Raw genomic sequence first — 24,540 nt, 5'->3', positions numbered from 1 at the left:
CTGGTAGACAAGGAGGTGCGAAAGTATGGCATTTGAAGGATTATCGACTCGCTTGCAAAATGTATTCAGTAAACTGCGCGGCAAAGGAAAAGTGTCTGAGGATGATGTAGCTCAGGCGATGCGTGAAGTACGATTAGCTTTGCTTGAGGCGGACGTTAACTTCAAGGTTGTAAAGGACTTTATTGCCAAGGTAAAGGAGAAATCCGTTGGTAAGGAAGTGATGGACAGCTTTACGCCAGGCATGGTCATCATCGACATCGTGAACAAGGAACTGACCGAGTTGATGGGTGGCAGTCAGGCCAAGCTTGCCAAAGCAAACAAACCGCCTACGGTCATTATGATGGTGGGTCTCCAGGGCGCAGGTAAGACGACGACGTCTGGTAAACTGGCGAAATTGTTGCAAAAGCAAAATCATCGTCCATTGCTTGTAGCTGGTGATATTTATAGACCAGCCGCGATCAAGCAGCTTCAGGTCCTTGGGGAGCAGATTAATACTCCTGTATTTACTCTGGGAGATCAGACAAGCCCGGTAGAAATTGCAAAACAGGGTTTGCAGCATGCTAAGGATAATGGTAATGACTACGTTATTATAGATACTGCGGGTCGTCTTCATGTTGATGAAGAGCTCATGGAAGAGTTGCGCCAGATTCATACCAACGTCAAGCCGGATGAAGTTCTACTGGTTGTAGATAGCATGACGGGGCAGGACGCGGTTAACGTTGCAGAGCACTTTAATAGTAGCTTGGAGTTGACGGGAGTTGTACTGACGAAGCTGGATGGTGACACTCGTGGTGGTGCAGCTTTATCAGTTAAGGCTGTGACGGGATGTCCGATCAAGTTTGCTACATTGGGTGAAAAACTGGATGCGATGGAGCCGTTTCATCCTGAACGGATGGCTTCACGGATTTTAGGCATGGGTGACATGTTGTCCCTGATTGAAAAAGCGCAGTCCAATATCGACGCCGATAAGGCGAAGGAAATGGAACGGAAAATGCGTAATGCCGAGTTTACTTTTGAAGATTTTCTGGAGCAAATGGATCAAGTTAAGAAGCTTGGTCCAATCGACCAGATTCTTGATATGATTCCCGGTATGGGCAACATGAAGCAAATGAAAGATATCAAAGTGGATGACAAACAGATGGGCCGGATTGAGGCTATCGTTCATTCTATGACCACACAGGAAAAGCAAAACCCAGACATGATTAATCATAGCCGACGCAAACGTATTTCTGTAGGCAGTGGAACATCACTGGCTGAGGTAAATCGTCTGATAAAGCAATTTGACGAAATGCGTCGCATGATGAAGCAGTTCTCAGATATGATGGGACCTAAGGGTGGCAAAAACAAGGCTATGAAGCAGCTGAAGAGTATGGGTAAAGGTATGAAGTTTCCTTTCCGCTAAGGCCGTTAGGCCCTTGGAATTATGGGATAACAATATACAGTCTACTTTTTGAAGGAGGTGAATTTTCGTGGCAGTTCGTATTCGTCTGAAACGTATGGGTGCACATAAAGCTCCTTTCTATCGCGTCGTGGTATCTGATTCTCGTTCCCCGCGTGACGGTCGTTTTATCGAAGAAATCGGTTACTACAACCCAATCACAGTACCAGCGGTTGTAAAAATTGATGAAGATAAAGCGCTGAAATGGTTGCAAGATGGTGCACAAGCATCCGACACAGTCCGTAACTTGCTTAGCAAAGCGGGCGTAATGAAAAAGTTTCATGAATCTAAACTACAGAAATAAGGTGCTGATACGGAGGGTCAACCATGGAAGAATTAGTGATAATCATTGCTAAGGCTTTAGTCGATCATCCGGAAGATGTAACCGTGAAGACCTTGGAGAAGGATCGGCTTGTTGTATATGAGCTTAGTGTGCATCCTGAGGATGTAGGCAAAATCATTGGTAAGCAGGGTCGTATCGCCAAGGCGCTTCGCACTGTGGTTGCATCAGCAGCCGTTAAGATGGATAAACGGGTTACCGTAGACATCATATCTTAAAGATATACGAAAGTGGGTTAGGATGTATGTCCTAACCCTTTTTCGTACATGATGAAGATGATATGGAGCGGGACCGATTACAAGCAGGAGGAACACGATGCAACAATTGTTTAATGTCGGAAAAATTGTGAACACCCATGGAATCCGTGGGGAGCTTAAAATATTAACGACGACAGATTTCCCAGAAGATCGTTTTGCTAAAGGTAGTGAGCTTTTGATTGTTCCGGCGGAAGGTAAAGCACCGATCCCCGTAACTGTTGAAACAGCGCGTTTTCAAAAAAATATGGTTGTCGCTAAATTTAAGGAATATCACAATATTAATGAAGTCGAAAAATATAAAGGTACATTGTTGAAGGTATCTGCTGAGCGGTTAGGCGAATTGGAAGAAAATGAATTCTATTTTCATGAAGTAGTCGGCATGGAAGTGGTGACCGAAGACGGAAATGAGCTCGGCGTGGTCAAAGAAATTTTGACTCCGGGAGCCAATGATGTATGGGTAGTCAAAATGCCTAAAGGCAAGGAACTGCTATTGCCGTATATAGAGGATGTTATTTTGGATGTAAACGTGCGTGAAAAACGGGTTACGGTACGGTTAATGGAAGGTCTGCTGTAATGAGGGTGGATGTGCTAACCCTGTTTCCAGAGATGTTTGATGGAGTATTTAATGCAAGCATTCTGGGAAAAGCAAGGGATAAGGGAATTGTATCACTGCAAGCGGTTAATTTTCGTCAGTATGCTGGCAACAAGCATGGACAAGTGGATGATACGCCCTATGGCGGTGGGGGCGGCATGGTTTTGAAGCCTGACCCTATTTTTGCTGCGGTGGAAGCGCTGTTGGATAAATCAGAGCAACCAACATTAGAGACAGCCGATGAAGTTATCCAACATGAAGGGGTAGAACGTAACACAGACATAAAATCTCCGCGTATCATTTTGATGTGTCCACAAGGCGAGACTTTTACGCAAAAGAAAGCGGAAGAGCTGGCCAAAGAGGACCATCTTATTTTTATATGTGGGCATTATGAGGGTTATGATGAGCGTATTCGAGAGTATTTGGTGACGGATGAGCTTTCTATCGGAGATTATGTATTGACTGGTGGTGAGCTTCCAGCCATGACCGTCATTGACAGTGTGACACGGTTGCTACCAGGAGTGCTGGGGAACGAAACGAGTGCGGTAACGGACTCGTTTAGTACGGGGCTGCTGGAGTACCCCCATTATACCCGGCCTGCGGAGTTTCGGGGCTGGAAAGTACCTGATGTACTCCTGTCAGGGCATCACGTCAATATTGATTCTTGGAGACGCCAAGAGGCGTTACGTCGCACGATGGAACGCCGACCAGACTTGTTGGAACAGGCTGAACTGACAGGCAAGGAGCGCATGTGGATTGAGGAGCAGCGCAAATCTGACTGTTTGGGGGATAAGCAATAAAGCGCCTTAGACATGAGTGGATTTGAAAGCAGGCGGTGACCTGTTTTATAATGGAGTCAATTAAATAATGTTTGGTCAAATCCCTTTTTGTTGTTGCAATGCGGTATCCTCCATGATACAATACATCTGTTGTGTGTAATACGGTGGTCCTCTGTGGATGATGAAGGAAACGGTTGTGTTTCCAGAAGAAGCATGAACACCTGTACGGAAGGAGGGAGTCATAGATGAATATCGTCCAAGCGATCACTGAAGAACAACTGCGTAAAGATTTGCCTAACTTTCGTCCTGGTGACACTTTGAAAGTGCACGTGAAAGTTATTGAGGGAACTCGTGAGCGTATCCAGTTGTTTGAAGGTGTTGTAATTAAACGCCGTGGTGGTGGAATCAGTGAGACTTTTACAGTTCGTAAAATTTCTTACGGTGTAGGTGTGGAAAGAACTTTCCCGCTTCATTCCCCGAAAATCGATAAAATCGACGTGGCTCGCCGTGGTAAAGTGCGTCGTGCGAAGCTTTATTATCTTCGTGAACTGCGCGGTAAAGCAGCGAGAATTAAAGAAATTCGTCGTTAATACAACGAATAACGAAAGGGGCTTGGTTACAAGCTCCTTTCGTTTTTTCTACGTACATAGGGAACTGTGGATTATTGACCGTAAAGAGAGGACAGTGAGCTATGGAGCAAGAAGTAGGACAAGGAGCTGTACAGCAGCCAACTGATCAGGATGGTACGCCCAAGCGTAAACAAAAAAATGAGATTTTTGAGTGGCTCAAGGCCATCATTATTGCGTTAGTGCTTGTCTTTTTAATCCGCTGGCTTCTCTTTAAGCCGTTTATTGTGGATGGCCCGTCGATGCAGCCTAACTTTCATACCGGAGAACGCGTCATTGTAAATGAGATTTTGTATGATTTCCGCGCCCCTAAACCAGGCGAAGTGATCGTGTTTCATGTGCCGGAGGAAGGAAGAGACTTTATCAAACGCGTCATTGCCGTTGAAGGAGATACGGTCAAGGTAGAAGGTGACACGATTACAGTAAATGGTAAGCCGATTCAGGAAGCTTATTTGAAAGCTCCTTTAGAAGAAGCCCATCAGAATGGCGAGCTTTACAACAAGTTTACAAATTTTCCAAATGAGAAGTTTAAGGATGGAAAAGTTCCGGCAGGGCATATTTTTGTAATGGGAGATAACCGTTCCAATAGTACAGACAGTCGGATGATTGGATATATTGATTTGAAGGAAGTCGTAGGTCGGGCTGACGTTATTTTCTGGCCGGCGAAAGATATGCAGTGGATTAACCACTAGAATAACTAATAAGCAGCATAGCTGCCGTAATCCTAACTAAGAGCCTAAGGGTAAAAGTAGGAGTTACGATCAATGGGGTGATGACGGTGACGATTCAATGGTTTCCTGGTCATATGACCAGAGCGCGCCGCCAAATTGAAGCAAAATTAAAGTTAATTGATTTGGTCATTGAGCTGATTGATGCTCGATTGCCGCTCTCCAGCCGAAATCCAATGATTGATGATATTTTGCAAGGCAAGCCGCGGATGATTATTTTGAATAAAGCAGATTTGGCGGACCCGGTAGTATCACAGCAATGGATTGCTTATTTTAAGGAGCAGGGGCATGTGGCCCTTCCGGTGGATGCCACAACTGGGACGGGACTAAAAGAAATTCCGATTCAGGCTAAGCTGCTGCTTAAGGAAAAGATAGATCGGCAGATTAGGAAGGGAATGAACCCGCGTCCTATGCGTGGGTTGATTGTTGGTATTCCGAATGTTGGTAAATCGACACTGATCAACCGAATGGCGGGACGTAATATTGCAGCTACGGGTGACCGTCCAGGGGTAACGAAGGCACAGCAGTGGATCAAGATCGGAGAAATTGAATTGCTGGATACACCAGGTATTCTATGGCCTAAATTTGAGGATCAGAATGTAGGCTATCGTCTGGCAGTTACAGGTGCGATCAAGGAAGAAATTCTGAATGTCGAGGATATTGCCTTTTTTGCGACTAAATATTTGGTTCAGTACTATTGGGATGCACTGGCAGAGCGCTTTGAGCTCACCGAACGTCCTGAAGATACAGAAAATCCTGATGAAATTGTCAACGTTATGGAAGCGATCGGACGTAAACGTGGCTGTATTGTTAGCGGCGGACGTGTAGATCTCGAAAAGGCGTCAAAAATCATTTTGCGTGAGCTGCGTGCAGGGAAGCTGGGACGATTCAGTTTGGAAGCTCCTTACTGATTTTACTGGTACACCGATGCAGAACATAGCATTTTGTGGCAAGGAAGAACCTTCCCCATCTCTCCGGAGAGGAGGAAGGTTTTTTTTGGTATTTGAAGGCAGTTAGAAAAGGGTTTTGGACGGTGAAGGTCTGTGGTAAGCTGAATTCAATCGCTAGAGCTACGGCATGAATGACGCGTTAAACTACATATAGATGGGCAGGTATTGAATATGGAAAATAAAGAGATTGTAGTGAAGGACATGCTACATTATGAAAAAAAATGCTGGGAGCAGTCTTGTGAGCGGATTGCAGGTATTGACGAGGTAGGTCGTGGATGCCTGTTTGGTGATGTTGTGGCCGCAGCAGTCATTTTACCAGTGGGTGAGTTACTGGAAGGTGTGGATGATTCCAAAAAATTGACGGACAAGAAGAGAGAAGCTTACTACGAGCTGATTATGGAGAAGGCTATTGCTGTAGGAGTTGGCTATGTAGACGCGCAGACGATTGATGATATCAATATTAAGCAGGCAGCTCGTTTGGCTATGAAGCAGGCTATTGAGGCTTTACATGTATCTCCTGATTATTTACTGGTGGATGCAGAAAAGGTAGATGTGCCTATTCCTCAGCTCTCTATTATTAAAGGAGATGCGAACAGTCAGTCCATTGCGGCGGCCTCTATCATCGCTAAGGTAACCCGTGATCGGCTGTGTAAAGGTGAATGGGATGCGAAGTATCCGGAATATGGGATCGGTATACATAAAGGTTACGCTACCAAGTTGCACAGGGAACAAATTTTGGCGCTAGGACCTACAAAGATGCATAGACGCAGCTTTCTGGGCAATTTGTTGACGGAGCAACCGACACTGTTTGATCTGTAGTTACTTATTATGAATCGGGACAATGCCGATATAAAGTATAACTAATACCATAAGCCCCTTTGAATGGGGGAGAGTGAGAGGAGGGGCGATATGAACATCGGATCTGTATTTCGTGGATTACTTGGAGATGTGAAGGCTGGAGAGGCTAAAAAACTTGATATGCAGCCAGGTCAGGTCGTACGAGGAATCGTGCTAAAGGTGTCTGAGGACGGCGGTGAGGCTGTGTTGCAAATACAAGGTTCTCAGGTCAGGGCAAAGCTGGAGACCCCTCTTCAACCTGGACAGACTACAACGTTTCAGGTTCAACCGGCTTCCCCCAGCGGAATGACGGTGCTTAAGCCTCTGAACGATGTGGCCAATACACCACAGCAAACCGTAGCGCTGACAGATGTATTGGAATCGGTGGGACTGCCGGATACAGCTCAGAACAGGGAGCTTATACAGGCAATGCAAAAGAATGGTGTGCCGTTGACGTCGGAAAATGCGGCTTCTTTGCGAGAAGCTATGGCGAAGCAAAGCGGCAATGTACAATTGGGAACGTTTGTGCAGGCGGCGGCAGTTGCCTTTCAGCGGGGACTTCCATTGACGGCAGAAAGCATAAACGGATTGCGTCAAGCGATGTTTGGGCCTCCTTTAAATGATCTGTTGTCTTCGCTGGAGCAAGAGCTTGAAACGGTATTAAAACAGCAAGCACAGGGAATATCCACTGATCGTTCAGTGGGGGAATCGACAGCTATAAAGAACGCTGACCGAATGTCTGCTAGTCCAACAGGTGCTTCTTCTGTGGTGGTAGATGGACAGGAAGGCCAAGCTCCTACATTGTCCAAGGATGCTTCTGCCGCTGCAAAGCAGGCAGAAGCTGGACAAACCACAGGCGGCAAGGAATTGTTAAAAGGGACTCAAGCAGCCAACCTTGCTGCAGCAGCGAGTGCTTTGGCAACAGATTCAGATACTGCGACGGGGGCTACATCTGCAGCCGAAGGGACTGCTCCAGGAGAATCGGAGGCAGCCAATGGACGCGGAGCGACAGTGGCATCGGAAGCTGGCGTAAATGCGCCAGAATCGAGTGCTGATGCATTAAATGGTCCCCGCACCAGAGTGGAGCAGTCACAGTCACAGCAAGCTACTGCGGCAAGCACACAGCTTAAGGATACGGATGGCGCTCCAGCGGCTGCCACGGCAGAGCCTGCGGGGGCAAAGCCCGCCTTAACCGCAGCCACGGCTGACCGTCTCTCCGCACAGCAGGCTGGTGCCCCTGTGCCGCAATCCACAGCAGGCAACACTGCTGCGCCAGAGGTGCCGCTCCAGCGGCTGCGCACGTTGCTGCAAGAGCTACGCGCGGCGGTGCCACCCGCGCTGAGCAAGGCCGTGCCAGAGCAGCCCGCAACGGAAGTGGCGCAGCCAATGGCCGGCGCTTTGCGGGCTGCAGACGCCACTGCATCGCAGCCTGTGGCGTCCAGCCCGCAGCTCACCCCCACGGAAGACCCGTGGGTAGGCCGCGTACTGAAGCTGCTCGGTGCAGAGCACGAGCAGCAAGTGCACCGCGCGACTACACAGGTCGCGCAAGGGGCGGCGGCACGTATGGAGCCGCCAGAGGGAATGCCCCAGACGTTGCCGGGATTAGCGGCTGCGTCAGGCGACACGGTGTCAGCAGACGCAGACACCGTAAAAGGGGCACTGCTCCAGCTGATGAGCAGTGACGACCTGCCGCCCGCTTTGAAAGAGGCGGCTCAGCAGGTTGTACAGCACCTGACAGGTCAGCAGTTGCTGCTCAATACAGACCGAACGGCGCCTTTTGCACAAGTACACATGTTTATACCGTTCGTTGGACCGGACGGTCGTGAAACAGCTACGATCCAGATTCAGTCCCGCCGCGGCAAACGGGGAGAGCTGGACGCCTCCAACTGTCGTCTTTGGTTTGATTTGGACATGAAGGGACTTGGGCCGACCCTGGTAGATGTCCAGGTTGTAGATCGGATTGTAAGTGTCAAGCTCCATAATGATCATGAATGGGCGGCTTCGTTGTTAACCAGTGGGCGTGAGTCCATTCACACAGCGTTGGAGTCACTAGGATACCAGCTTCTATCGCTTCGTACCGAGCCCATGCCCATAAGGACTGAACAGAACAGCCTCGCCTCTTCTGAAGTACAAAGCTATGTGCCTCAGCCGTATAAAGGAGTCGATCTTAAAATATGAAAGAGCCGTTGGAACCTCCTTCTCCTTCCATAAAGAAGGCGGTCGCCCTTAAATATACGCCTGGCGAGAGCGAAGCACCGATTGTCGTTGCCAAAGGGAGCGGCCGTATTGCGGATAGCATTTTAGAAAAAGCTAAAGAACATGGTGTTCCAGTACAGGAGGATGCTGCGCTGGTAGAAGTACTGTCCAAACTTGATTTGGACGAACAAATCCCTGCTGAGCTCTATCAGTTGGTGGCAGAGGTGCTTACTTATATATATCAAATGGATCGGCTTGCATCAAGGGATGACTGGTGATGCGTAATGAGATGAAGGCTGGAAGCAAGGATCAACGGAAAGCCAAAGGAGCGATGGGCGAAGAGGCAGCGGCTTTGTTTTTAGAAAACTTGGGTTACCGAATCATAGAGCGTAATTGGCGGTGCCGCAGTGGTGAAATAGATCTGATTGCCAAGCAGGAGCATACACTCGTGTTTATTGAGGTACGTAGTCGAAGTAGCTCCAAATATGGAACGCCAGCAGAATCAGTTACTGCGCGTAAAATAGCCCAAGTTCGCCAAACAGCCGCTGTATATTTGCATATGAACGGGATTGGAGATGCTCCAATCCGCTTTGACATGATTTCTGTACAATTAATTGACGAAAAGGCAGTTGTTACAAACCATTTAATAGGCGCATTTTAAAAGAGTAAGAGCTTTTTCGAAGGTAAGAGTGCGTGACTGAATTCATATGTGCAGGTTGACATGAAGGAAAGCTACAGGTATATTTTATTGAGAATAGTTATCATTTTCATCTGAAAATGAATATCGAGAAGTTGTACCTGTGAAGGAGGATTTACGTGACAAAACATACCTTTAGTGAACATGTCATAGATGTAATTCAGGAACGCCGGACGATTAAACGATTTAAATCCGACTCTATTCCGGTAGATACGATCAAAGAATTGCTGGACGTCGCTGTGTGGGCTCCTAATCATAAAATGCGTGAACCGTGGCGTTTTCTGTTGTTTGCTGGTGAAGGACGGAAAAAGCTTGCAAAAGCAATTGCAGCCGACATCGGTAAGGACAACAAGTTTGAGAGCGGCATTTTGCACAACCCGATCCAGCTTTTAGTAGTGCTGGAAGAAGACCCGCGTCAAGCGGTTTGGGATGAGGATTTTGCAGCGGTCAGCGCGCTTGTACAAAACTTTATGCTTGCCGCATGGAGCAAAGGAATCGGAACGTTTTGGGTGACAAAGCCATTTTTGTATTCGCCTAAGTTCCGTGAGCACTTGGGAATTCAACCAGGTGAGAAGGTAATAGGAATGATATATGCAGGCTATCCTGACGTTATCCCGGAATCAAGACCACGTACTCCCGCAGCCGATAAGCTGACCTTGTTTGACAAATAATCTGTCGTCAGATAAACTTAGTCAAGAATTTTGAAAGCATAGTTCGAAGCTAAAATTTCGAACATTACATTTGCAAAGAATGAAAATTTGGAAGCACCTTTTTTCATAATATGCAATGATTCCCGAGAGGGAGCATTCCAATATGAGGAGAGGTGCTTTTTGATATGTATGGAAAATTACACGGAGCTTGTCTGTATGGAATAGATGGCGTTCTGATTGAAGTTGAGACTGATTTGTCCAATGGCTTGCCTCAGACAGCGATTATAGGATTGCCCGATTCGGCGATTCGAGAGGCAGTGGAGCGTGTCAGAGCAGCAATTAAAAACTGTGGCTTTAAATATCCGTCCCAGCGTGTCACGATTAATTTAGCTCCTGCTGATTTGCGTAAGGAAGGTTCAGCTTTTGACCTTGCTATCGCTTTAGGGTTGCTGACAACCAGTGAACAGGTCGTTTTACCCGTGGGAGAACGGACGCTGTTTATTGGCGAGCTGGCGCTGGATGGCAGTATTCGACCTGTAAATGGGGTGCTGTCTATGGTTGATCTGGCCAAGCGAGAAGGATTCAACTCTGTACTGCTTCCCCAGGAAAACGCAAGCGAGGCTCGTCTGATTACGGGTATACGTATTTACGCTATACGTCATCTAGCAGATCTTATCGCGATTGAAGATCGTGCACAAGGGACTGTTGATAGGCAAGCGACAACTCAGAGTTGTACTGCCAGTAAACAAGTCATGATCTGTTCCTATGACCATTTACCTCAGGCAGAGCAAATACCGTTGTGTGAGAAAGAAGAGATAACTAGCAACATGGAGGATTACAGCGATGTGCTGGGTCAGCTGCACGCCAAGCGTGCGTTAGTCATCGCTGCAGCCGGGATGCATAATATTTTGCTTATGGGACCGCCAGGGGCTGGGAAAACAATGCTCATCCGCAGGTTGCCATCTATCCTCCCGCCTTTGACTGAAAAGGAGGCGCTTGAAGTCACCAAAGTATACAGCGCTGCCGGGAAGTGGAAGGAGTCATCGCCTCATCTGATGAATATTCGTCCCTTCCGTTCACCTCATCATACGATCTCTGCTGCTGGTTTGGTGGGTGGGGGAGGTATACCCAAACCAGGAGAAATCAGTCTTGCACACCGGGGGATCTTATTTCTGGATGAGTTGCCTGAGTTTAGCCGTCATGTACTAGAAGTGCTGCGCCAACCATTGGAAGACCACAATGTTACGATCAGTCGTTCACGTGCTGTTTTTAAGTATCCGGCGCATTTTTTACTTGCTGCCTCTTTAAATCCGTGTCACTGTGGCTTTTTCGGAAATGATACGGAACATCAGCGCTGTACCTGTTCACCTGCAGCAGTAGCTCGCTACCGTTCACGTATTTCCGGTCCACTGCTGGATCGGATTGATCTTCAGCTTGAAGTATCGCAGCCGAAGGATTGGCGGGAGGAAAAAGAATCATTGTCATCCGCTGAAATGCGAAGGCAGGTGCTGGCTGCTCAAGCGATACAAATCCACAGATATAGCAACCTTCCCTTTTCATGGAATAGTGAGCTGTCCGGTCAGATGCTTCGTAAATATGCCGTATTAGAAAAAAATGCAGCGGACTTGCTTGATCAGACAATGGACGCACTCGGTTTAAGCATGCGTGCGTATGATCGAATTCTCAAGCTTTCGCGTACCATTGCAGACTTACAGGACTCAGAGAAAATTTTGACTTCACATGTGGCTGAAGCTATTCAATACCGCCATATGGATAGAGCAAATGCCAGTTTTCCCGAAAGTTAAAAAGGCAATAAAACTAGTAGTTATAACACGATCATTTTTATGAAAGAGTTTTTCCAAAGGGTATGTACAATAGAAAATGGAAAAAAGGACAAAAAAAGCTCCAGACAATAAAGATCTGGAGAAGAAAAAAAGATTATGACAATAGTGATTATACTATGAGTATATCAATTTCGTATATACGATTATGCATCATCTCCCATGTTACTTGATGGAAAAAAATAAACAGTCTTTAACGAAGGGATAGCTGAAAGGATAATAAGCCCCTCGACAAAAAACGGTTGAGGGGCTTGTTGTGAAATTCATTCTAACGAAACTATTGAATCCATGAAGAGAGATGGAGATATCCCCCTACATATGCTAAAGAAAATCTGAGTTACAAGACGTTCAGTTTCACTTCAATATTACCGCGGGTAGCGCGGGAGTATGGACATTGTTCGTGTGCGCCTTCCACCAGTTTTAATGCAGTTTCATGATCGACGCCTTTTACCAATACATCGAGGTTTACTCCAATTCCGAAGCCGCCGTCTTCCACTTTGCCGAAATGGACCGTAGCTGTTACTTCAGTACCTTCATGCTTAACACGTTGCATGCGAGCAACCATATTTAAAGCACTATCAAAGCAAGCGGAATAGCCTGCTGCGAACAATTGCTCTGGATTCGTACCTGCACCGCCTGCGCCGCCCATTTCTTTTGGGGTATCAATATTTAAACGAAGTTCAGGGGAGGAAGACTCGATATAACCGTTACGTCCACCAACCGCTTTTACTGTTGTTTCATACATTTTTTGTTGAATGGTCATCATAATCCAATCACTGCCTCTCGCTCAATTTATATTTTACACAATTTAATTTATCAAAATAATTATTTTTTGTAAAGTATTTTGTGCAATTAGCATGTATTTTATTATATAATGTGCTAAAATAATGACGAAAGTAGGTGATCAGACAGCATGGAAAACAATCCCAATGAAGGTACAGCGTTAAAACTTGATAATCAGTTATGCTTTGCCATATATGCATGCTCCAGAGAGATAACGAAGCTATACCAGCCTTATCTGGAAAAGCTCGGTGTGACGTACTCGCAATATTTGGTACTTATCGTGCTCTGGGAGCGTGAAGAGTGTACAGTGAAGGAATTGGGTGAGGCACTATATTTGGACTCCGGCACACTAACTCCGCTATTGAAGAGATTGCAGAACGCCGGGCTGATCGATCGAAAGCGTTCCACTCAGGATGAGCGTAAGGTGCTGATTTCTTTGACGACAGAGGGAAGCGCATTGCGGGAAAAAGCTCTATCTGTACCAGGTTGCATCCAGGAAAAAACAAGTATGACTCATGATCAATTTGGGTCGCTTCTGCTCCAGTTCAATGATCTGCTTGATCGTGTTCATCAAGCGAATGTACAAATTGAAAAATCATAAGATATTTTCAGTTGCTCTTGCGAATCTTATGGCATGAGTTGTTCTCAGCTGAAAGTAATAATGCTTGAAGAAATAAAGTGCCTCTTAATGCGGATTAGGTAATCCCATGTTGTAGAGGTGCTTTTATTTGTGTGAATTTGTATTAATCGTAATATCCAATAATATCCAAGCATTCGATTTTGGGAATGATAATGATATCAAAATACTGTAATTCATGAGGTTAAATTATAAGGAAAGCGTTTTAAAAACATGTTACAATGATGTAGGTTTAGTATAGATTTCCTTGTGAACCGCCCTTGTTGCAGTCATGTTGATAGGAGGATTCCAGAATGAATATCCATGAATATCAGGGTAAAGAAGTATTAAAGCAGTACGGAGTGGCTGTACCGAACGGTAAGGTTGCCTATACGGTGGAGGAAGCCGTTGCTGCGGCAGAATCGCTTGGAAGCGCTGTTACGGTGGTAAAAGCACAAATTCATGCTGGTGGACGCGGTAAAGCGGGTGGCGTGAAAGTTGCCAAAGGTTTGGATGAGGTGCGCACTTTTGCTTCTGAAATTTTGGGTAAGGTGTTGGTGACGCATCAGACCGGACCTGAAGGTAAAGAGGTCAAACGCCTTTTGGTTGAGGAAGGCTGCGATATTCGTAAAGAATATTACGTCGGCGTTGTCGTAGATCGTGCGACTGGACGTATCGTAATGATGGCCTCAGAAGAAGGCGGTACGGAAATCGAAGAGGTGGCTGCAGCCACTCCGGAGAAAATTTTTAAAGCGGTTGTTGATCCAGCGATTGGGCTTCAGGTGTATCAGGCGCGTAAGTTGGCATATGACATTAATATTCCTAATGAACTGGTAAACAAAGCGGTCAAGTTTATGCTGGCGCTATACGAAGCTTTTGTGGACAAGGATTGTTCGATTGCAGAAATCAATCCCTTAGTCGTTACGGGTGATGGGAATGTACTGGCGTTGGATGCCAAACTGAATTTTGATTCTAATGCGTTGTTCCGTCATAAGGATATTTTGGAATTGCGTGATTTGGATGAAGAGGATGAGAAGGAAATTGAGGCATCTAAATACGATCTAAGCTATATCGCTCTGGACGGAAATATTGGCTGTATGGTCAATGGTGCGGGTTTGGCGATGGCAACCATGGATATTATTAAATATTACGGTGGCGATCCGGCCAACTTCCTAGACGTAGGGGGCGGTGCGACGACGGAAAAGGTAACCGAAGCGTTCAAAATCATTTTGTCCGATCCGAAGGTAGAAGGTATTTTCGTGAACATTTTCGGCGGAATTATGCAGTGTGACATCATTGCGAACGGCGTCGTGGAGGCTGCCAAACAGTTGGGGCTGACTCGTCCGCTTGTTGTCCGTCTTGAAGGTACGAATGTTGAGCTCGGCAAACAGATTTTAGCGGAATCCGGTTTGAATATCGTGGCAGCCGATTCCATGGCGGATGGCGCCCAAAAAATCGTCGAACTTGTTCAATAGCCTGTTTGCATTCCGATATGCCGAATAAACGATAGGGGATGTGAAGATCGTGAGTATTTTGGTCGATAAGCATACAAAGGTGATTACACAGGGGATTACGGGAAAAACGGCGTTGTTTCATGCCAAGGGTGCACTTGATTACGGTACACAAATGGTAGGTGGCACCTCTCCAGGTAAGGGAGGCACCGAGGTAGAAATTACACTGGAGAACGGACAACAGGTCAAATTGCCGGTGTTTAATACAGTGAGCGAAGCCAAGGAAGCTACTAGCGCAACAGCGAGCGTGATTTACGTGCCACCAGCTTTTGCCGCAGATTCCATTTTGGAGGCTGTAGATGCGGAATTAGATCTCGTGATTTGTATCACGGAGGGCATTCCGGTGCTTGATATGATCAGGGTCAAACGTTTTATGGAAGGTAAAAAGACCGTTCTGATTGGCCCTAACTGCCCGGGCGTTATTACGCCAGGAGAATGTAAAATCGGTATTATGCCAGGTTACATTCATCTACCAGGTCATGTAGGCGTTGTGTCACGTAGTGGTACTTTGACCTATGAAGCAGTGCATCAGTTAACGACCCGAGGTATAGGACAATCTTCTGCGGTTGGTATTGGCGGTGACCCCGTTAAAGGTTCAGAATTCATTGATATTTTGCAACGCTTCAATGAGGACCCCAACACTCATGCTGTCATTATGATCGGAGAAATTGGTGGTACAGCCGAGGAAGAGGCTGCCGAGTGGATCAGGGACAATATGACGAAGCCAGTGGTTGGTTTTATCGGCGGTGTGACTGCGCCTCCAGGCAAACGGATGGGGCATGCAGGTGCCATTATTTCTGGTGGAAAAGGAACGGCCAAAGAGAAAATTGCCACGCTTGAAGCCTGTGGGATCAAGGTGGCACCGACTCCTTCCGAAATGGGCTCGACACTGGTAAGTGTGCTGGAAGCACGTGGTATTTTGAATTTGTGTACGACACATTAAATCGTGTTTCTTCATTAATATACAGGCCATAAAACTGCATCGAAATTTGCCGCAGGCTAGTGTATAATGAAAGAAAGGTAAGCAACCTTTTTATCTTCTGAAACAGGGGATGAAAAGGTTGCTTTTTTTGCGTTAAGACAGGCTTGTCAGGGAAACGCTTGCAAAATGATTCATTGTGCCACAAAATAAGGGAGGGTTCACTCTTCCGTGAATGGGGGAACCATAGTTTGGAAGAAAGATGGCTTTTGTTAGGCTTACATGAGTTAGAGGGAATCGGAAGAAAAACAATTCAGCGTATTTGGTCGAGTGACTATCAATTGCATGAGCTACTGCATTTTAGCGAACAGAAGTGGATCGAGATAGGGTTAAGCCCTGCTCAGGCACGCATTGCGGCTCAGTGTTATGATGAAGAATGGGTGCATGAACGATATCAGCGAGTTCAATCCGGTGATATTGGAACGGTAACTTATGTGGACGAGGATTATCCCCTATTAATGAAGGAAACAGTTGACCCACCTTGGGTAATGTATACAAAAGGGGATAAATCACTTTTGCATACATGTTCAATAGCCATGGTAGGAACCCGCGTTCCCACCGCTTATGGACGTAGAGCAGCGGAGATACTAACAGAGGGATTATGTAATGCAGGGATTACAATCGTTAGCGGATTGGCGAGAGGGATTGACAGTATTTGTCACGAAACAGCCCTGCGTCGGGGAGGAAACACGATTGGTGTACTGGGAACAGCGATTGATCAAATTTATCCTCCCCAAAATGCGTCTTTATTTGCAGAGATGGCTAGCAATGGCTTGATCTTATCAGAGTATCCTCCAGGCATAAGGTCGCATCCAGGAATGTTTCCACAACGTAATCGGATTATAGCCGGTCTAACGAAGGGAACGCTTGTTGTCGAAGCAGATGCAAGAAGCGGCTCCTTGATTACCGCTGATGCTGCACTGGAGGCAAATCGAGATGTGTTTGCTGTTCCCGGACCCATTACGTCACCGAAGAGTAGAGGTACGCTGAGCTTGATTAAGCAAGGGGCAAAAACGGTCACTGAAGCTTCGGATATTATTGAGGAGTATGAAGCAGATTTGCGTACAAGGGAGGTTTCTTCATACAATAGAGAGCAGAGTCTTAATCTGAAGGAGGTCTCCAAAGTGCCAGAAAGTGAGACTTCTGAGGAAAACCGTGTCATACTGTTGCTTGAACAGGGAACCATGACACTGGATGAACTGCTTGATGCTACGGCATGGGATTTTGGACTTTTACACGCAGTTCTGTTATCGTTAATCATAAAAAAAAGGATCGCCCAGCTAGCGGGCACAAAATACAAGCTTATTTAGTAGTTGTTTTTGCAAAGTCCTTAGTTAGTAAATGCACAAATTCAATTTTAAACATCAGGTGGAGGGCAGTATGGCATTCATCCGCGTCGCGGATTCCTACTCCTTCCCCACTTCCTGAAATGTGTTGACATTATGACTCGCAGCAGCGGAGCAGATGGAATTTTTCTGAAGAATCTCAGCGATCCGGAAGAATGACCAATCTGTGAAGCTCTCTATCGCGTCATAACTCACCACATTTCAGGAAGTCTATCATATTCATGTGTGTAATTGAGAGGAGGAAGAGCCTATGGCGGATTCACTCGTCATCGTGGAATCGCCTTCCAAGGCGAAGACGATCGGCAAATACTTAGGCAGCAAATATATCGTCAAGGCTTCCATGGGTCATATCAGGGATTTACCGAAGAGTCAGATCGGCGTAGAGGTCGAAAATGATTTTAATCCCAAATACATTACCATTCGAGGTAAAGGCTCAATTCTAAAAGAATTAAAGGATGCCCGAAAAAAAGTAAAAAAAGTATATCTGGCGGCTGACCCGGATCGCGAAGGTGAAGCTATTGCCTGGCATCTGGCGCATGCGCTGGAACTGGACGATACAGCAGATTGCCGTGTTGTATTTAATGAAATTACGAAGCAGGCTGTCAAAGATGCTTTTAAAACACCCCGTAAAATCAATATGGATTTGGTCAATGCTCAGCAGGCACGACGGATACTGGATCGACTTGTTGGCTACAAAATCAGCCCGTTGCTCTGGAAAAAGGTAAAAAAGGGCCTATCCGCTGGGCGTGTGCAGTCGGTTGCGGTGAAAATTATTTTGGACCGGGAAAACGAGATCAGTGAGTTTGTACCGGAAGAATACTGGACGATTACAGCTAAACTAGCTATTAAAGACAGTACCTTTGAAGCGAAATTTCATAAGCTACGCGGTGAAAAGAAAGAACTCTCTAGCGAAGCGGATGTACAAGAAGTGTTAGAAGCTATCGGAAAATCGTCCTACAAGGTACGCGATGTTAAAGAGAAAGAGCGTTTACGCAATCCTTCTCCTCCATTCACAACAAGTTCCTTGCAGCAGGAGGCGGCTCGGAAGCTCAACTTCCGTGCATCTAAAACGATGTCTGTAGCTCAGCAGCTATATGAGGGTGTGGATTTAGGTAAAGAAGGGACCGTGGGTCTGATTACGTATATGCGTACGGATTCCACACGGATCGCCGCTTCAGCTCAAGAGGAAGCGAAAGAATTAATTATTCAAAAATATGGCGAAGCTTTTGTACCTGAAACTCCTCGTCAATATTCAAAAAAAGCGGCCAACGCCCAGGATGCGCATGAAGCGATTCGTCCAACCTCTGCGTTACGCGATCCGGAAACAGTTAAGCCGTTTATGAGTCGGGATCAGTTCCGTTTGTACAAATTGGTATGGGAACGTTTCATGGCCAGCCAGATGGCTTCTGCTATTATGGATACTTTGTCCGTAGATATTGAAGCGGGTGAGACGATATTCCGGGCAGCAGGTTCTAAGGTTCGTTTTCCAGGTTTCATGAAAGTGTATGTAGAGGGAAATGACGACGGTAAAACCGAAGAAGATAAACTGCTGCCACCACTTCATCCATGCGATAAATTAAAAAAAGAAGCGGTTGAGCCGAAGCAGCATTTTACACAACCGCCTCCCCGTTATACGGAAGCGCGACTGGTGAAGACGCTGGAAGAACTGGGTATAGGACGTCCAAGTACGTATGCACCAACGCTGGAAACCATTCAGAAACGTGGGTACGTTGCTATTGAAGAGAAGAAGTTTTTCCCTACAGAGCTGGGCGAATTGGTCATCGAACAGATGGAGGAGTTCTTCCCAGAGATTCTGAATGTGGAGTTTACAGCTAATATGGAAGGTGATCTTGACCACGTCGAAGAAGGCGAAGGTAATTGGGTCAAGGTGTTGAGTGACTTTTACGAGTCATTCGAGAAGCGACTTGAAGTGGCTGAAGAAGAAATGAAAGAAATTGAAATAAAAGATGAAGTATCCGATGTCATTTGTGATAAGTGTGGCAGCCAAATGGTGTATAAGCTTGGCCGATTTGGTAAATTCCTGGCCTGTTCTGCTTTTCCAGATTGCCGTAACACAAAGCCAATTGTTAAGGATATCGGGATTAATTGTCCTACATGCGGTGAGGGTCATGTCGTCGAACGACGGAGTAAAAAGGGACGTGTCTTCTATGGATGTGACCGCTACCCGGAATGTGATTTTGTTTCCTGGGATAAACCGTCCATTAAGCCTTGCCCAAGTTGCAGTAGCCTAATGGTCGAAAAACGTACAAAACAAGGAACGAAGCTCAACTGTACTGTCTGCGATCACAGCGAAATGCTGGAAGAGAGCGATGAGAGCGTAGAGACTTCTTAAGAACAACAATAGCAGGGGGATTTAAACGTGAGTGAACTACAAAAGGTAACGGTCATCGGAGCAGGTTTGGCGGGCAGCGAAGCTGCCTGGCAAATTGCAAGCCGTGGAGTGCCAGTTAAGTTATATGAAATGAGGCCGGTTGTAAAAACACCAGCACATCATACAGATAAATTTGCCGAACTGGTATGCAGTAATTCCTTGCGGGCAAACGGCCTAACGAATGCAGTAGGCGTACTGAAGGAAGAGATGAGAATACTGAACTCCTTGATTCTGAGTGCAGCAGATCGTCATGCTGTTCCGGCTGGCGGTGCATTGGCAGTGGATCGTGACGGATTTTCCGGTCATATTACTGATACGCTTCATCAACACCCTTTGATCGAGGTTGTTAATGAAGAGCTTCAGGAAATCCCACAGGACGGTATTGTGGTCATTGCGACGGGGCCTTTAACTTCTCCAGCTTTGTCGGAACAGATTAAATCGCTGATGGGAGAGGAGTATTTTTATTTTTACGATGCGGCAGCCCCGATTGTAGAAAAGGACTCTATCGACATGAGCAAGGTTTATCTGGCTTCCCGTTATGATAAGGGAGAAGCAGCGTACTTGAATTGTCCGATGAACGAAGCGGAATTTGATGCTTTTTATGAGGCTCTGATTACGGCTGAGGTAGCGCAAGTCAAGGAATTCGAGAAAGAAATTTATTTCGAAGGCTGTATGCCCATCGAAGTGATGATGCAACGTGGGAAACAAACGGCATTGTTCGGACCGATGAAACCTGTGGGTCTCGTAAATCCACATACAGGTGAACTGCCCCACGCAGTTGTTCAGCTTCGGCAGGATAACGCCGCAGGAACGCTGTATAATCTGGTTGGTTTCCAGACTCACCTCAAATGGGGGGAGCAAAAGCGTGTATTTTCAATGATTCCGGGTCTTGAAGAGGCAGAGTTTGTACGTTACGGTGTGATGCATCGCAATACCTTTATTAATTCTCCGCAGCAACTTCATCCAACCTATCAGTTCAAGGGAAGAAGTAATCTATTCTTCGCCGGACAAATGACCGGTGTAGAGGGATATGTGGAGTCGGCGGCTTCTGGTCTGCTGGCCGGGATGAATGCGGCACGAGCAGCGCGTGGACAGGAAATGTTTGTATTTCCTGCAGAAACGACATTAGGCAGCATGGCGCGGTATATTACGACCGCTGATTTTAAGCATTTTCAACCGATGAATGCAAATTTTGGTTTGCTTCCAAAGTTGGAGAAACGGATTCGTAACAAAAAGGAAAAAAATGAAGCTCTCGCTAATCGCGCGCTGGAAAGTTTGCATGGTTATATCAACGAAACGGGAGTTATGTCAGCTGAAGTACAGGCATAAGGATGAAGGAAAAGGAGGAGCGCGTTATGGATATGTCCTTTCATGCTACCACCATCTGCGCTGTACGCCACAATGGCAAAGGAGCTATTGCGGGTGATGGACAGGTAACGTTCGGCAACAGTGTTGTAATGAAGCAGACGGCAAAAAAAGTGCGCAGATTGTATCGTGGTCAGGTCGTTGCGGGATTTGCGGGTTCGGTGGCAGATGCTATCACGTTATTTGAAAAGTTCGAAAATAAGCTGGAGGAACACCACGGAAATCTTCAAAGAGCAGCCGTGGAACTGGCCAAGGACTGGCGTCAGGATCGTATCCTGCGCAAGCTGGAAGCGCTCATGATTGTGATGGACTCATCCGGAATGCTGCTCATTTCTGGAGGCGGCGAAATTATAGAGCCGGATGATGATGTGCTTGCGATTGGCTCAGGTGGTAATTTTGCATTGGCGGCTGCCCGTGCTTTCAAACGTCATGGTTCTGGCATGGAAGCAAAGGACATGGCACGGGAGGCGCTAGAGGTTGCTTCGGAAATATGTGTGTATACGAACAATCAGATTATCGTGGAAGAACTGTAAATCGGCTCTGAGTATTCAAGGGTGGAGGAGTGCAAAATGAATAATCAATCGTTGACGCCCAGACAAGTGGTATCCGAGCTGGATAAGTATATTGTCGGACAAAAGGAAGCTAAAAAATCTGTTGCTGTTGCCTTGCGTAACCGTTATCGGCGTAGTAAGCTGCCGGATGATATCCGGGATGAAATTGTGCCTAAAAATATTTTGATGATCGGACCGACAGGTGTGGGTAAAACTGAAATTGCACGTAGACTTGCACGGCTCGTGGGGGCTCCTTTTGTCAAGGTAGAGGCGACCAAATTTACAGAAGTGGGTTACGTCGGTCGTGATGTGGAATCCATGGTGCGTGATCTGATGGAAACCTCCATTCGCATCGTTAAGACGGAACGAACAGAGAATGTGAAGGACAAAGCGGAGGACATGGCAAATGAACGGATTGTCAGCATCCTTGTACCTGCAGAAAAGTCAAACAAATCGCAACGTAATCCCTTTGAAATGCTGTTTGGCAATAACACGGGAACTTCGGTAGAAGAAGAACCACCACAACAGGATGGATCTTTGGCGGAAAAGCGCCGTAAGGTTAAATTCGATCTGTTATCCGGTAAGCTTGAGGATGATGTCATAGAGATTGATGTGGAGGATACTGCACCCAATATGCTCGATATGTTTGCTGGGCAAGGGAATGAACAAATGGGTATGAATATGCAGGAGATGTTCGGAAGTTTTCTGCCCAAGCGGACGAAGAAGCGCAAGCTACCAGTCAAGGAAGCTCGCAAGGTGTTGATTCAAGATGAAGCCGCCAAATTGATCGATATGGATGATGTGATTCAGGAGTCTGTGAAGCGTGCTGAGCAATCCGGTATTATTTTTATTGATGAAATAGATAAGATTGCCAGCCAGGGTAAGGGTAGTGGCCCCGATGTGTCAAGAGAAGGCGTCCAGCGCGATATTTTACCTATTGTCGAGGGATCTACCATCATGACCAAATACGGTCCGGTAAGAACAGATTACATTCTGTTTATTGCTGCAGGTGCTTTTCATGTTGCAAAACCATCTGACCTGATCCCTGAGCTTCAGGGCCGTTTCCCAATCCGTGTGGAATTAAGTAGCCTGACCTTGGATGAGTTTGTGTCGATATTGACGGAGCCTAAAAATGCGCTGACCAAGCAATACACTGATTTACTCCGTACTGAGGAGATTGAAGTCGAATTTTCTGAGGAAGCGATCCGTGAGATTGCCAGCATTGCTGAGTCTGTAAATCGCAACACCGAAAATATTGGCGCACGTCGTTTGCATACCATTCTAGAAAAGCTGTTGGAGGATCTGTCGTTTGAAGCACCAGAGCTTACATTGGATCGTATGATCATTACCCCGGAATATGTACGTGAGAAGCTGGGAGATATTGCCCAAAACAGGGACCTTAGTCAGTATATTTTATGAATAGGGTTTCTAAAAATAGGGTGTGTGGTCCAGAATAACACTATCTTGCACCGTCGTTTAGACCTAGATAATGGTCAAGTTGATGATTTTTCTGTCTATTCCAAAAGTAGGACGTATAATCTTTTACAGGTGTAAAGTGCTAAGAAAACATTCATTTTCTTGAAATAAACCTGAAAAATTTAACATTTTATGCATCTAAAGCCCTCTTTTTTAAAAAAGATAGGGCTTTTTTCTTATTGTAATTAGGTCCCAACTCTACGAAACTTAGAATATATGACAGAAAGTTATTATTTTCTACTTAAGACCTAAAAGAAATGTATAATTATGAAATTTTATTGTCGAAAAAAAGTGAAAAATCTTGTTTTATTGAATCTTACTTTGGAGTAGACGCTGGGAGGGAGGAGCTAAATGAATCTGCTGGGTGATATGAGCTTTCAAAAGCTTCAGGCAGGTGTACAGGCGGCAAATACGAGACAACGTGTGATGGCGGACAATATATCCAATGCGGATACCCCGTATTTTAAGCGTTCGGAGGTTTCATTTGAAGAACTGCTTCAGCAGCAAATGGACGGTGATGTCACACCACTACGTGGAAAAGTAACCAATTCAAGACATTTTCAAATAGGACCTGTGAACTCCATTCCAGATGCCACGGTCACCAAAGATGGGTACTCAGTCATGAATAACAATATGAACAACGTAGATATCGACAGAGAAATGAGTCTTATGGCTGAAAATCAACTAAGATATAATACCTACATCCAAGAAATTAATGAGCGCATCAAAATGATGAGAACAGCGGTAGAAGGGAGATAGGACTAGGTGAAGATTAACAACGGCTTTGATATTAGTGCATCTGCTCTTACGGCCCAACGGTTGCGGATGGACGTTATATCTAGCAACATTGCCAACGCAGAGACAACTCGGGCGAAAGTAGAGAATGGACAAGCAGTTCCATATCGGAGAAAAACGGTTGTTTTGGAGCCGAACCAATCTGGCTTTGCCGATGTTTTAAAGGCTCAAATGGAAGGAAGTAGCACAAGCGCTGCTGGCGTTAAGGTTTCGCAAATTCAGGAAGATCAGTCACCTTTGAAGCCTGTGTACAATCCGGGTCACCCGGACGCTGATAAAGATGGCTATGTATATATGCCTAATGTAGACATTATGAAAGAAATGGTCGACATGATTTCCGCAACACGCTCATACGAAGCCAATGTAACAGCTCTGAATGCATCAAAGGCTATGGTTTCCAAAGCGCTTGAAATCGGTCGCTAAGTTCTAGGACTACTAACTACTTAATAGGGAGAGTAAAACATGATTCAGAACGCCATGTTTAATGTACAGACACCGGTAATACAGCAGATTCAATCGCCTAACAATGAGTTGACGAAAACGACGCCTTCCGAATCCTTGAAGGATTTTGGTTCCTTCCTAAAGGATGCTCTCAATGAAGTAGGGCAGCAGGAAGCCGCTACGCACCAGATGTCCGACCAATTCATGGCAGGCAAAGTTGATGTAGATCAGGTCATGATCACTTCCCAACAAGCGCTGCTTTCCCTGCAGCTTACTACACAGGTCCGAAACAAAGCGATCGAAGCCTATCAGGAGATCATGCGTACACAGATGTAAAGAGGGTTTAGCAAAGTT

At 46.0% G+C, this 24,540-nt stretch carries 26 protein-coding genes; 25 read left to right on the top strand and 1 reads right to left on the bottom strand.

Annotated features, from left to right (window positions below; all coding sequences use genetic code 11):
• The first annotated feature begins 25 nt into the window (after nt 1-25).
• From ffh to MKX30_RS11725, 14 genes are all read left to right on the top strand, one after another.
• Complete coding sequence (gene ffh / locus MKX30_RS11790; protein ID WP_013309861.1) at nt 26-1,402, top strand: signal recognition particle protein; 1,377 nt, start codon at nt 26-28, stop codon at nt 1,400-1,402.
• 67 nt (nt 1,403-1,469) lie between these two features.
• Nucleotides 1,470-1,742 carry a 30S ribosomal protein S16 gene (rpsP, locus tag MKX30_RS11785; RefSeq protein ID WP_013309862.1) on the top strand — a complete coding sequence of 91 codons (273 nt, stop codon included), beginning with the start codon at nt 1,470-1,472 and terminating at the stop codon, nt 1,740-1,742.
• A gap of 23 nt (nt 1,743-1,765) precedes the next feature.
• Nucleotides 1,766-1,996, top strand: coding sequence for a KH domain-containing protein (locus tag MKX30_RS11780; RefSeq protein ID WP_013309863.1), 231 nt, complete (start codon nt 1,766-1,768; stop codon nt 1,994-1,996).
• Nucleotides 1,997-2,093: 97 nt separating this feature from the next.
• The gene (gene rimM / locus MKX30_RS11775; RefSeq protein WP_013309864.1) at nt 2,094-2,609 is read left to right on the top strand and encodes a ribosome maturation factor RimM; all 516 of its coding nucleotides are present in this window, start codon (nt 2,094-2,096) and stop codon (nt 2,607-2,609) included.
• Nucleotides 2,609-3,427 (top strand): tRNA (guanosine(37)-N1)-methyltransferase TrmD, encoded by an 819-nt coding sequence (gene trmD / locus MKX30_RS11770; RefSeq protein WP_023988171.1) that lies wholly within the window; start codon nt 2,609-2,611, stop codon nt 3,425-3,427. The genes rimM and trmD overlap by 1 nt, the downstream gene beginning before the upstream one ends.
• 224 nt (nt 3,428-3,651) lie before the next feature.
• Nucleotides 3,652-3,996, top strand: a complete 345-nt coding sequence (gene rplS / locus MKX30_RS11765) for a 50S ribosomal protein L19 (protein WP_010346403.1) — start codon at nt 3,652-3,654, stop codon at nt 3,994-3,996.
• A gap of 101 nt (nt 3,997-4,097) precedes the next feature.
• Nucleotides 4,098-4,724 (top strand): signal peptidase I, encoded by a 627-nt coding sequence (lepB, locus tag MKX30_RS11760; protein ID WP_023988172.1) that lies wholly within the window; start codon nt 4,098-4,100, stop codon nt 4,722-4,724.
• An 86-nt stretch (nt 4,725-4,810) separates the two neighbouring features.
• Nucleotides 4,811-5,671: a ribosome biogenesis GTPase YlqF gene (gene ylqF, locus MKX30_RS11755; protein ID WP_023988173.1), complete on the top strand. Its 861-nt coding sequence runs from the start codon at nt 4,811-4,813 to the stop codon at nt 5,669-5,671.
• Nucleotides 5,672-5,881: 210 nt separating this feature from the next.
• Nucleotides 5,882-6,529 (top strand): ribonuclease HII, encoded by a 648-nt coding sequence (locus tag MKX30_RS11750; RefSeq protein ID WP_080682994.1) that lies wholly within the window; start codon nt 5,882-5,884, stop codon nt 6,527-6,529.
• Between the two features lie 90 nt (nt 6,530-6,619).
• Entirely contained in the window at nt 6,620-8,725 is a 2,106-nt protein-coding gene (locus MKX30_RS11745; RefSeq protein WP_341062843.1) for a DNA ligase, read from the top strand.
• Complete coding sequence (locus tag MKX30_RS11740; protein WP_023988176.1) at nt 8,722-9,021, top strand: EscU/YscU/HrcU family type III secretion system export apparatus switch protein; 300 nt, start codon at nt 8,722-8,724, stop codon at nt 9,019-9,021. Before MKX30_RS11745 ends, MKX30_RS11740 begins: the two co-directional genes overlap by 4 nt.
• Nucleotides 9,021-9,404, top strand: a complete 384-nt coding sequence (locus MKX30_RS11735; RefSeq protein WP_341062842.1) for a YraN family protein — start codon at nt 9,021-9,023, stop codon at nt 9,402-9,404. Before MKX30_RS11740 ends, MKX30_RS11735 begins: the two co-directional genes overlap by 1 nt.
• Before the next feature lie 155 nt (nt 9,405-9,559).
• Nucleotides 9,560-10,111 (top strand): nitroreductase family protein, encoded by a 552-nt coding sequence (locus MKX30_RS11730; RefSeq protein ID WP_025723284.1) that lies wholly within the window; start codon nt 9,560-9,562, stop codon nt 10,109-10,111.
• Nucleotides 10,112-10,275: 164 nt separating this feature from the next.
• Nucleotides 10,276-11,895 carry a YifB family Mg chelatase-like AAA ATPase gene (locus MKX30_RS11725; RefSeq protein ID WP_341062841.1) on the top strand — a complete coding sequence of 540 codons (1,620 nt, stop codon included), beginning with the start codon at nt 10,276-10,278 and terminating at the stop codon, nt 11,893-11,895.
• 373 nt (nt 11,896-12,268) lie between these two features.
• On the opposite strand, the gene MKX30_RS11720 is transcribed toward MKX30_RS11725, so the two are convergent.
• Nucleotides 12,269-12,697: an organic hydroperoxide resistance protein gene (locus MKX30_RS11720; RefSeq protein WP_053325252.1), complete on the bottom strand. Its 429-nt coding sequence runs from the start codon at nt 12,695-12,697 to the stop codon at nt 12,269-12,271.
• 147 nt (nt 12,698-12,844) lie between these two features.
• Between MKX30_RS11720 and MKX30_RS11715 the strand changes: the two genes are divergently transcribed.
• The 11 genes from MKX30_RS11715 to fliE all read left to right on the top strand — a co-directional run bounded on the left by MKX30_RS11715 (nt 12,845) and on the right by fliE (nt 24,522).
• Entirely contained in the window at nt 12,845-13,315 is a 471-nt protein-coding gene (locus MKX30_RS11715) for a MarR family winged helix-turn-helix transcriptional regulator (protein ID WP_023988180.1), read from the top strand.
• Between the two features lie 329 nt (nt 13,316-13,644).
• On the top strand, nt 13,645-14,805 hold the full coding sequence (gene sucC / locus MKX30_RS11710) for an ADP-forming succinate--CoA ligase subunit beta (RefSeq protein ID WP_053325253.1): 1,161 nt from the start codon (nt 13,645-13,647) through the stop codon (nt 14,803-14,805).
• A 49-nt stretch (nt 14,806-14,854) separates the two neighbouring features.
• Nucleotides 14,855-15,784: a succinate--CoA ligase subunit alpha gene (gene sucD, locus MKX30_RS11705; RefSeq protein ID WP_028542729.1), complete on the top strand. Its 930-nt coding sequence runs from the start codon at nt 14,855-14,857 to the stop codon at nt 15,782-15,784.
• 227 nt (nt 15,785-16,011) lie between these two features.
• Entirely contained in the window at nt 16,012-17,130 is a 1,119-nt protein-coding gene (gene dprA / locus MKX30_RS11700) for a DNA-processing protein DprA (protein ID WP_341062840.1), read from the top strand.
• A 286-nt stretch (nt 17,131-17,416) separates the two neighbouring features.
• A complete protein-coding gene (gene topA, locus MKX30_RS11695) occupies nt 17,417-19,519 on the top strand; it encodes a type I DNA topoisomerase (protein ID WP_341062839.1) in 2,103 nt (700 codons plus the stop codon).
• 27 nt (nt 19,520-19,546) lie between these two features.
• A complete protein-coding gene (gene trmFO, locus MKX30_RS11690) occupies nt 19,547-20,887 on the top strand; it encodes an FADH(2)-oxidizing methylenetetrahydrofolate--tRNA-(uracil(54)-C(5))-methyltransferase TrmFO (RefSeq protein ID WP_023988185.1) in 1,341 nt (446 codons plus the stop codon).
• A 26-nt stretch (nt 20,888-20,913) separates the two neighbouring features.
• Nucleotides 20,914-21,456 (top strand): ATP-dependent protease subunit HslV, encoded by a 543-nt coding sequence (gene hslV, locus MKX30_RS11685; RefSeq protein ID WP_013309881.1) that lies wholly within the window; start codon nt 20,914-20,916, stop codon nt 21,454-21,456.
• 36 nt (nt 21,457-21,492) lie between these two features.
• Nucleotides 21,493-22,893, top strand: coding sequence for an ATP-dependent protease ATPase subunit HslU (hslU, locus tag MKX30_RS11680; RefSeq protein WP_075154071.1), 1,401 nt, complete (start codon nt 21,493-21,495; stop codon nt 22,891-22,893).
• 408 nt (nt 22,894-23,301) lie between these two features.
• Complete coding sequence (gene flgB, locus MKX30_RS11675; protein WP_013309883.1) at nt 23,302-23,709, top strand: flagellar basal body rod protein FlgB; 408 nt, start codon at nt 23,302-23,304, stop codon at nt 23,707-23,709.
• Between the two features lie 6 nt (nt 23,710-23,715).
• The gene (gene flgC, locus MKX30_RS11670) at nt 23,716-24,168 is read left to right on the top strand and encodes a flagellar basal body rod protein FlgC (RefSeq protein ID WP_013309884.1); all 453 of its coding nucleotides are present in this window, start codon (nt 23,716-23,718) and stop codon (nt 24,166-24,168) included.
• Nucleotides 24,169-24,207: 39 nt separating this feature from the next.
• Nucleotides 24,208-24,522 (top strand): flagellar hook-basal body complex protein FliE, encoded by a 315-nt coding sequence (gene fliE, locus MKX30_RS11665; protein WP_341062838.1) that lies wholly within the window; start codon nt 24,208-24,210, stop codon nt 24,520-24,522.
• Nucleotides 24,523-24,540: the final 18 nt, after the last annotated feature.

It is taken from the genome of Paenibacillus sp. FSL P2-0173 (assembly GCF_038008045.1).
Lineage (GTDB): Bacteria > Bacillota > Bacilli > Paenibacillales > Paenibacillaceae > Paenibacillus > Paenibacillus polymyxa_B.
The sequence above is the reverse complement of the archived record's forward strand: the minus strand, read 5'-3'. Positions and strand labels throughout refer to the sequence as shown.

What these genes read in the sequence shown, in the direction of transcription:
- sucC (WP_053325253.1), top strand. Translation starts at nt 13,645, where the DNA reads ATGAATATCCATGAATATCAGGGTAAAGAAGTATTAAAGCAGTACGGA.
- rimM (WP_013309864.1), top strand. Translation starts at nt 2,094, where the DNA reads ATGCAACAATTGTTTAATGTCGGAAAAATTGTGAACACCCATGGAATC.
- trmD (WP_023988171.1), top strand. Translation starts at nt 2,609, where the DNA reads ATGAGGGTGGATGTGCTAACCCTGTTTCCAGAGATGTTTGATGGAGTA.
- MKX30_RS11725 (WP_341062841.1), top strand. Translation starts at nt 10,276, where the DNA reads ATGTATGGAAAATTACACGGAGCTTGTCTGTATGGAATAGATGGCGTT.
- rplS (WP_010346403.1), top strand. Translation starts at nt 3,652, where the DNA reads ATGAATATCGTCCAAGCGATCACTGAAGAACAACTGCGTAAAGATTTG.
- fliE (WP_341062838.1), top strand. Translation starts at nt 24,208, where the DNA reads ATGATTCAGAACGCCATGTTTAATGTACAGACACCGGTAATACAGCAG.
- MKX30_RS11735 (WP_341062842.1), top strand. Translation starts at nt 9,021, where the DNA reads ATGCGTAATGAGATGAAGGCTGGAAGCAAGGATCAACGGAAAGCCAAA.
- hslV (WP_013309881.1), top strand. Translation starts at nt 20,914, where the DNA reads ATGGATATGTCCTTTCATGCTACCACCATCTGCGCTGTACGCCACAAT.
- ffh (WP_013309861.1), top strand. Translation starts at nt 26, where the DNA reads ATGGCATTTGAAGGATTATCGACTCGCTTGCAAAATGTATTCAGTAAA.
- MKX30_RS11745 (WP_341062843.1), top strand. Translation starts at nt 6,620, where the DNA reads ATGAACATCGGATCTGTATTTCGTGGATTACTTGGAGATGTGAAGGCT.
- MKX30_RS11715 (WP_023988180.1), top strand. Translation starts at nt 12,845, where the DNA reads ATGGAAAACAATCCCAATGAAGGTACAGCGTTAAAACTTGATAATCAG.
- MKX30_RS11750 (WP_080682994.1), top strand. Translation starts at nt 5,882, where the DNA reads ATGGAAAATAAAGAGATTGTAGTGAAGGACATGCTACATTATGAAAAA.
- MKX30_RS11720 (WP_053325252.1), bottom strand. Translation starts at nt 12,697, where the DNA reads ATGATGACCATTCAACAAAAAATGTATGAAACAACAGTAAAAGCGGTT.
- topA (WP_341062839.1), top strand. Translation starts at nt 17,417, where the DNA reads ATGGCGGATTCACTCGTCATCGTGGAATCGCCTTCCAAGGCGAAGACG.
- MKX30_RS11740 (WP_023988176.1), top strand. Translation starts at nt 8,722, where the DNA reads ATGAAAGAGCCGTTGGAACCTCCTTCTCCTTCCATAAAGAAGGCGGTC.
- hslU (WP_075154071.1), top strand. Translation starts at nt 21,493, where the DNA reads ATGAATAATCAATCGTTGACGCCCAGACAAGTGGTATCCGAGCTGGAT.
- lepB (WP_023988172.1), top strand. Translation starts at nt 4,098, where the DNA reads ATGGAGCAAGAAGTAGGACAAGGAGCTGTACAGCAGCCAACTGATCAG.
- flgB (WP_013309883.1), top strand. Translation starts at nt 23,302, where the DNA reads ATGAATCTGCTGGGTGATATGAGCTTTCAAAAGCTTCAGGCAGGTGTA.
- MKX30_RS11780 (WP_013309863.1), top strand. Translation starts at nt 1,766, where the DNA reads ATGGAAGAATTAGTGATAATCATTGCTAAGGCTTTAGTCGATCATCCG.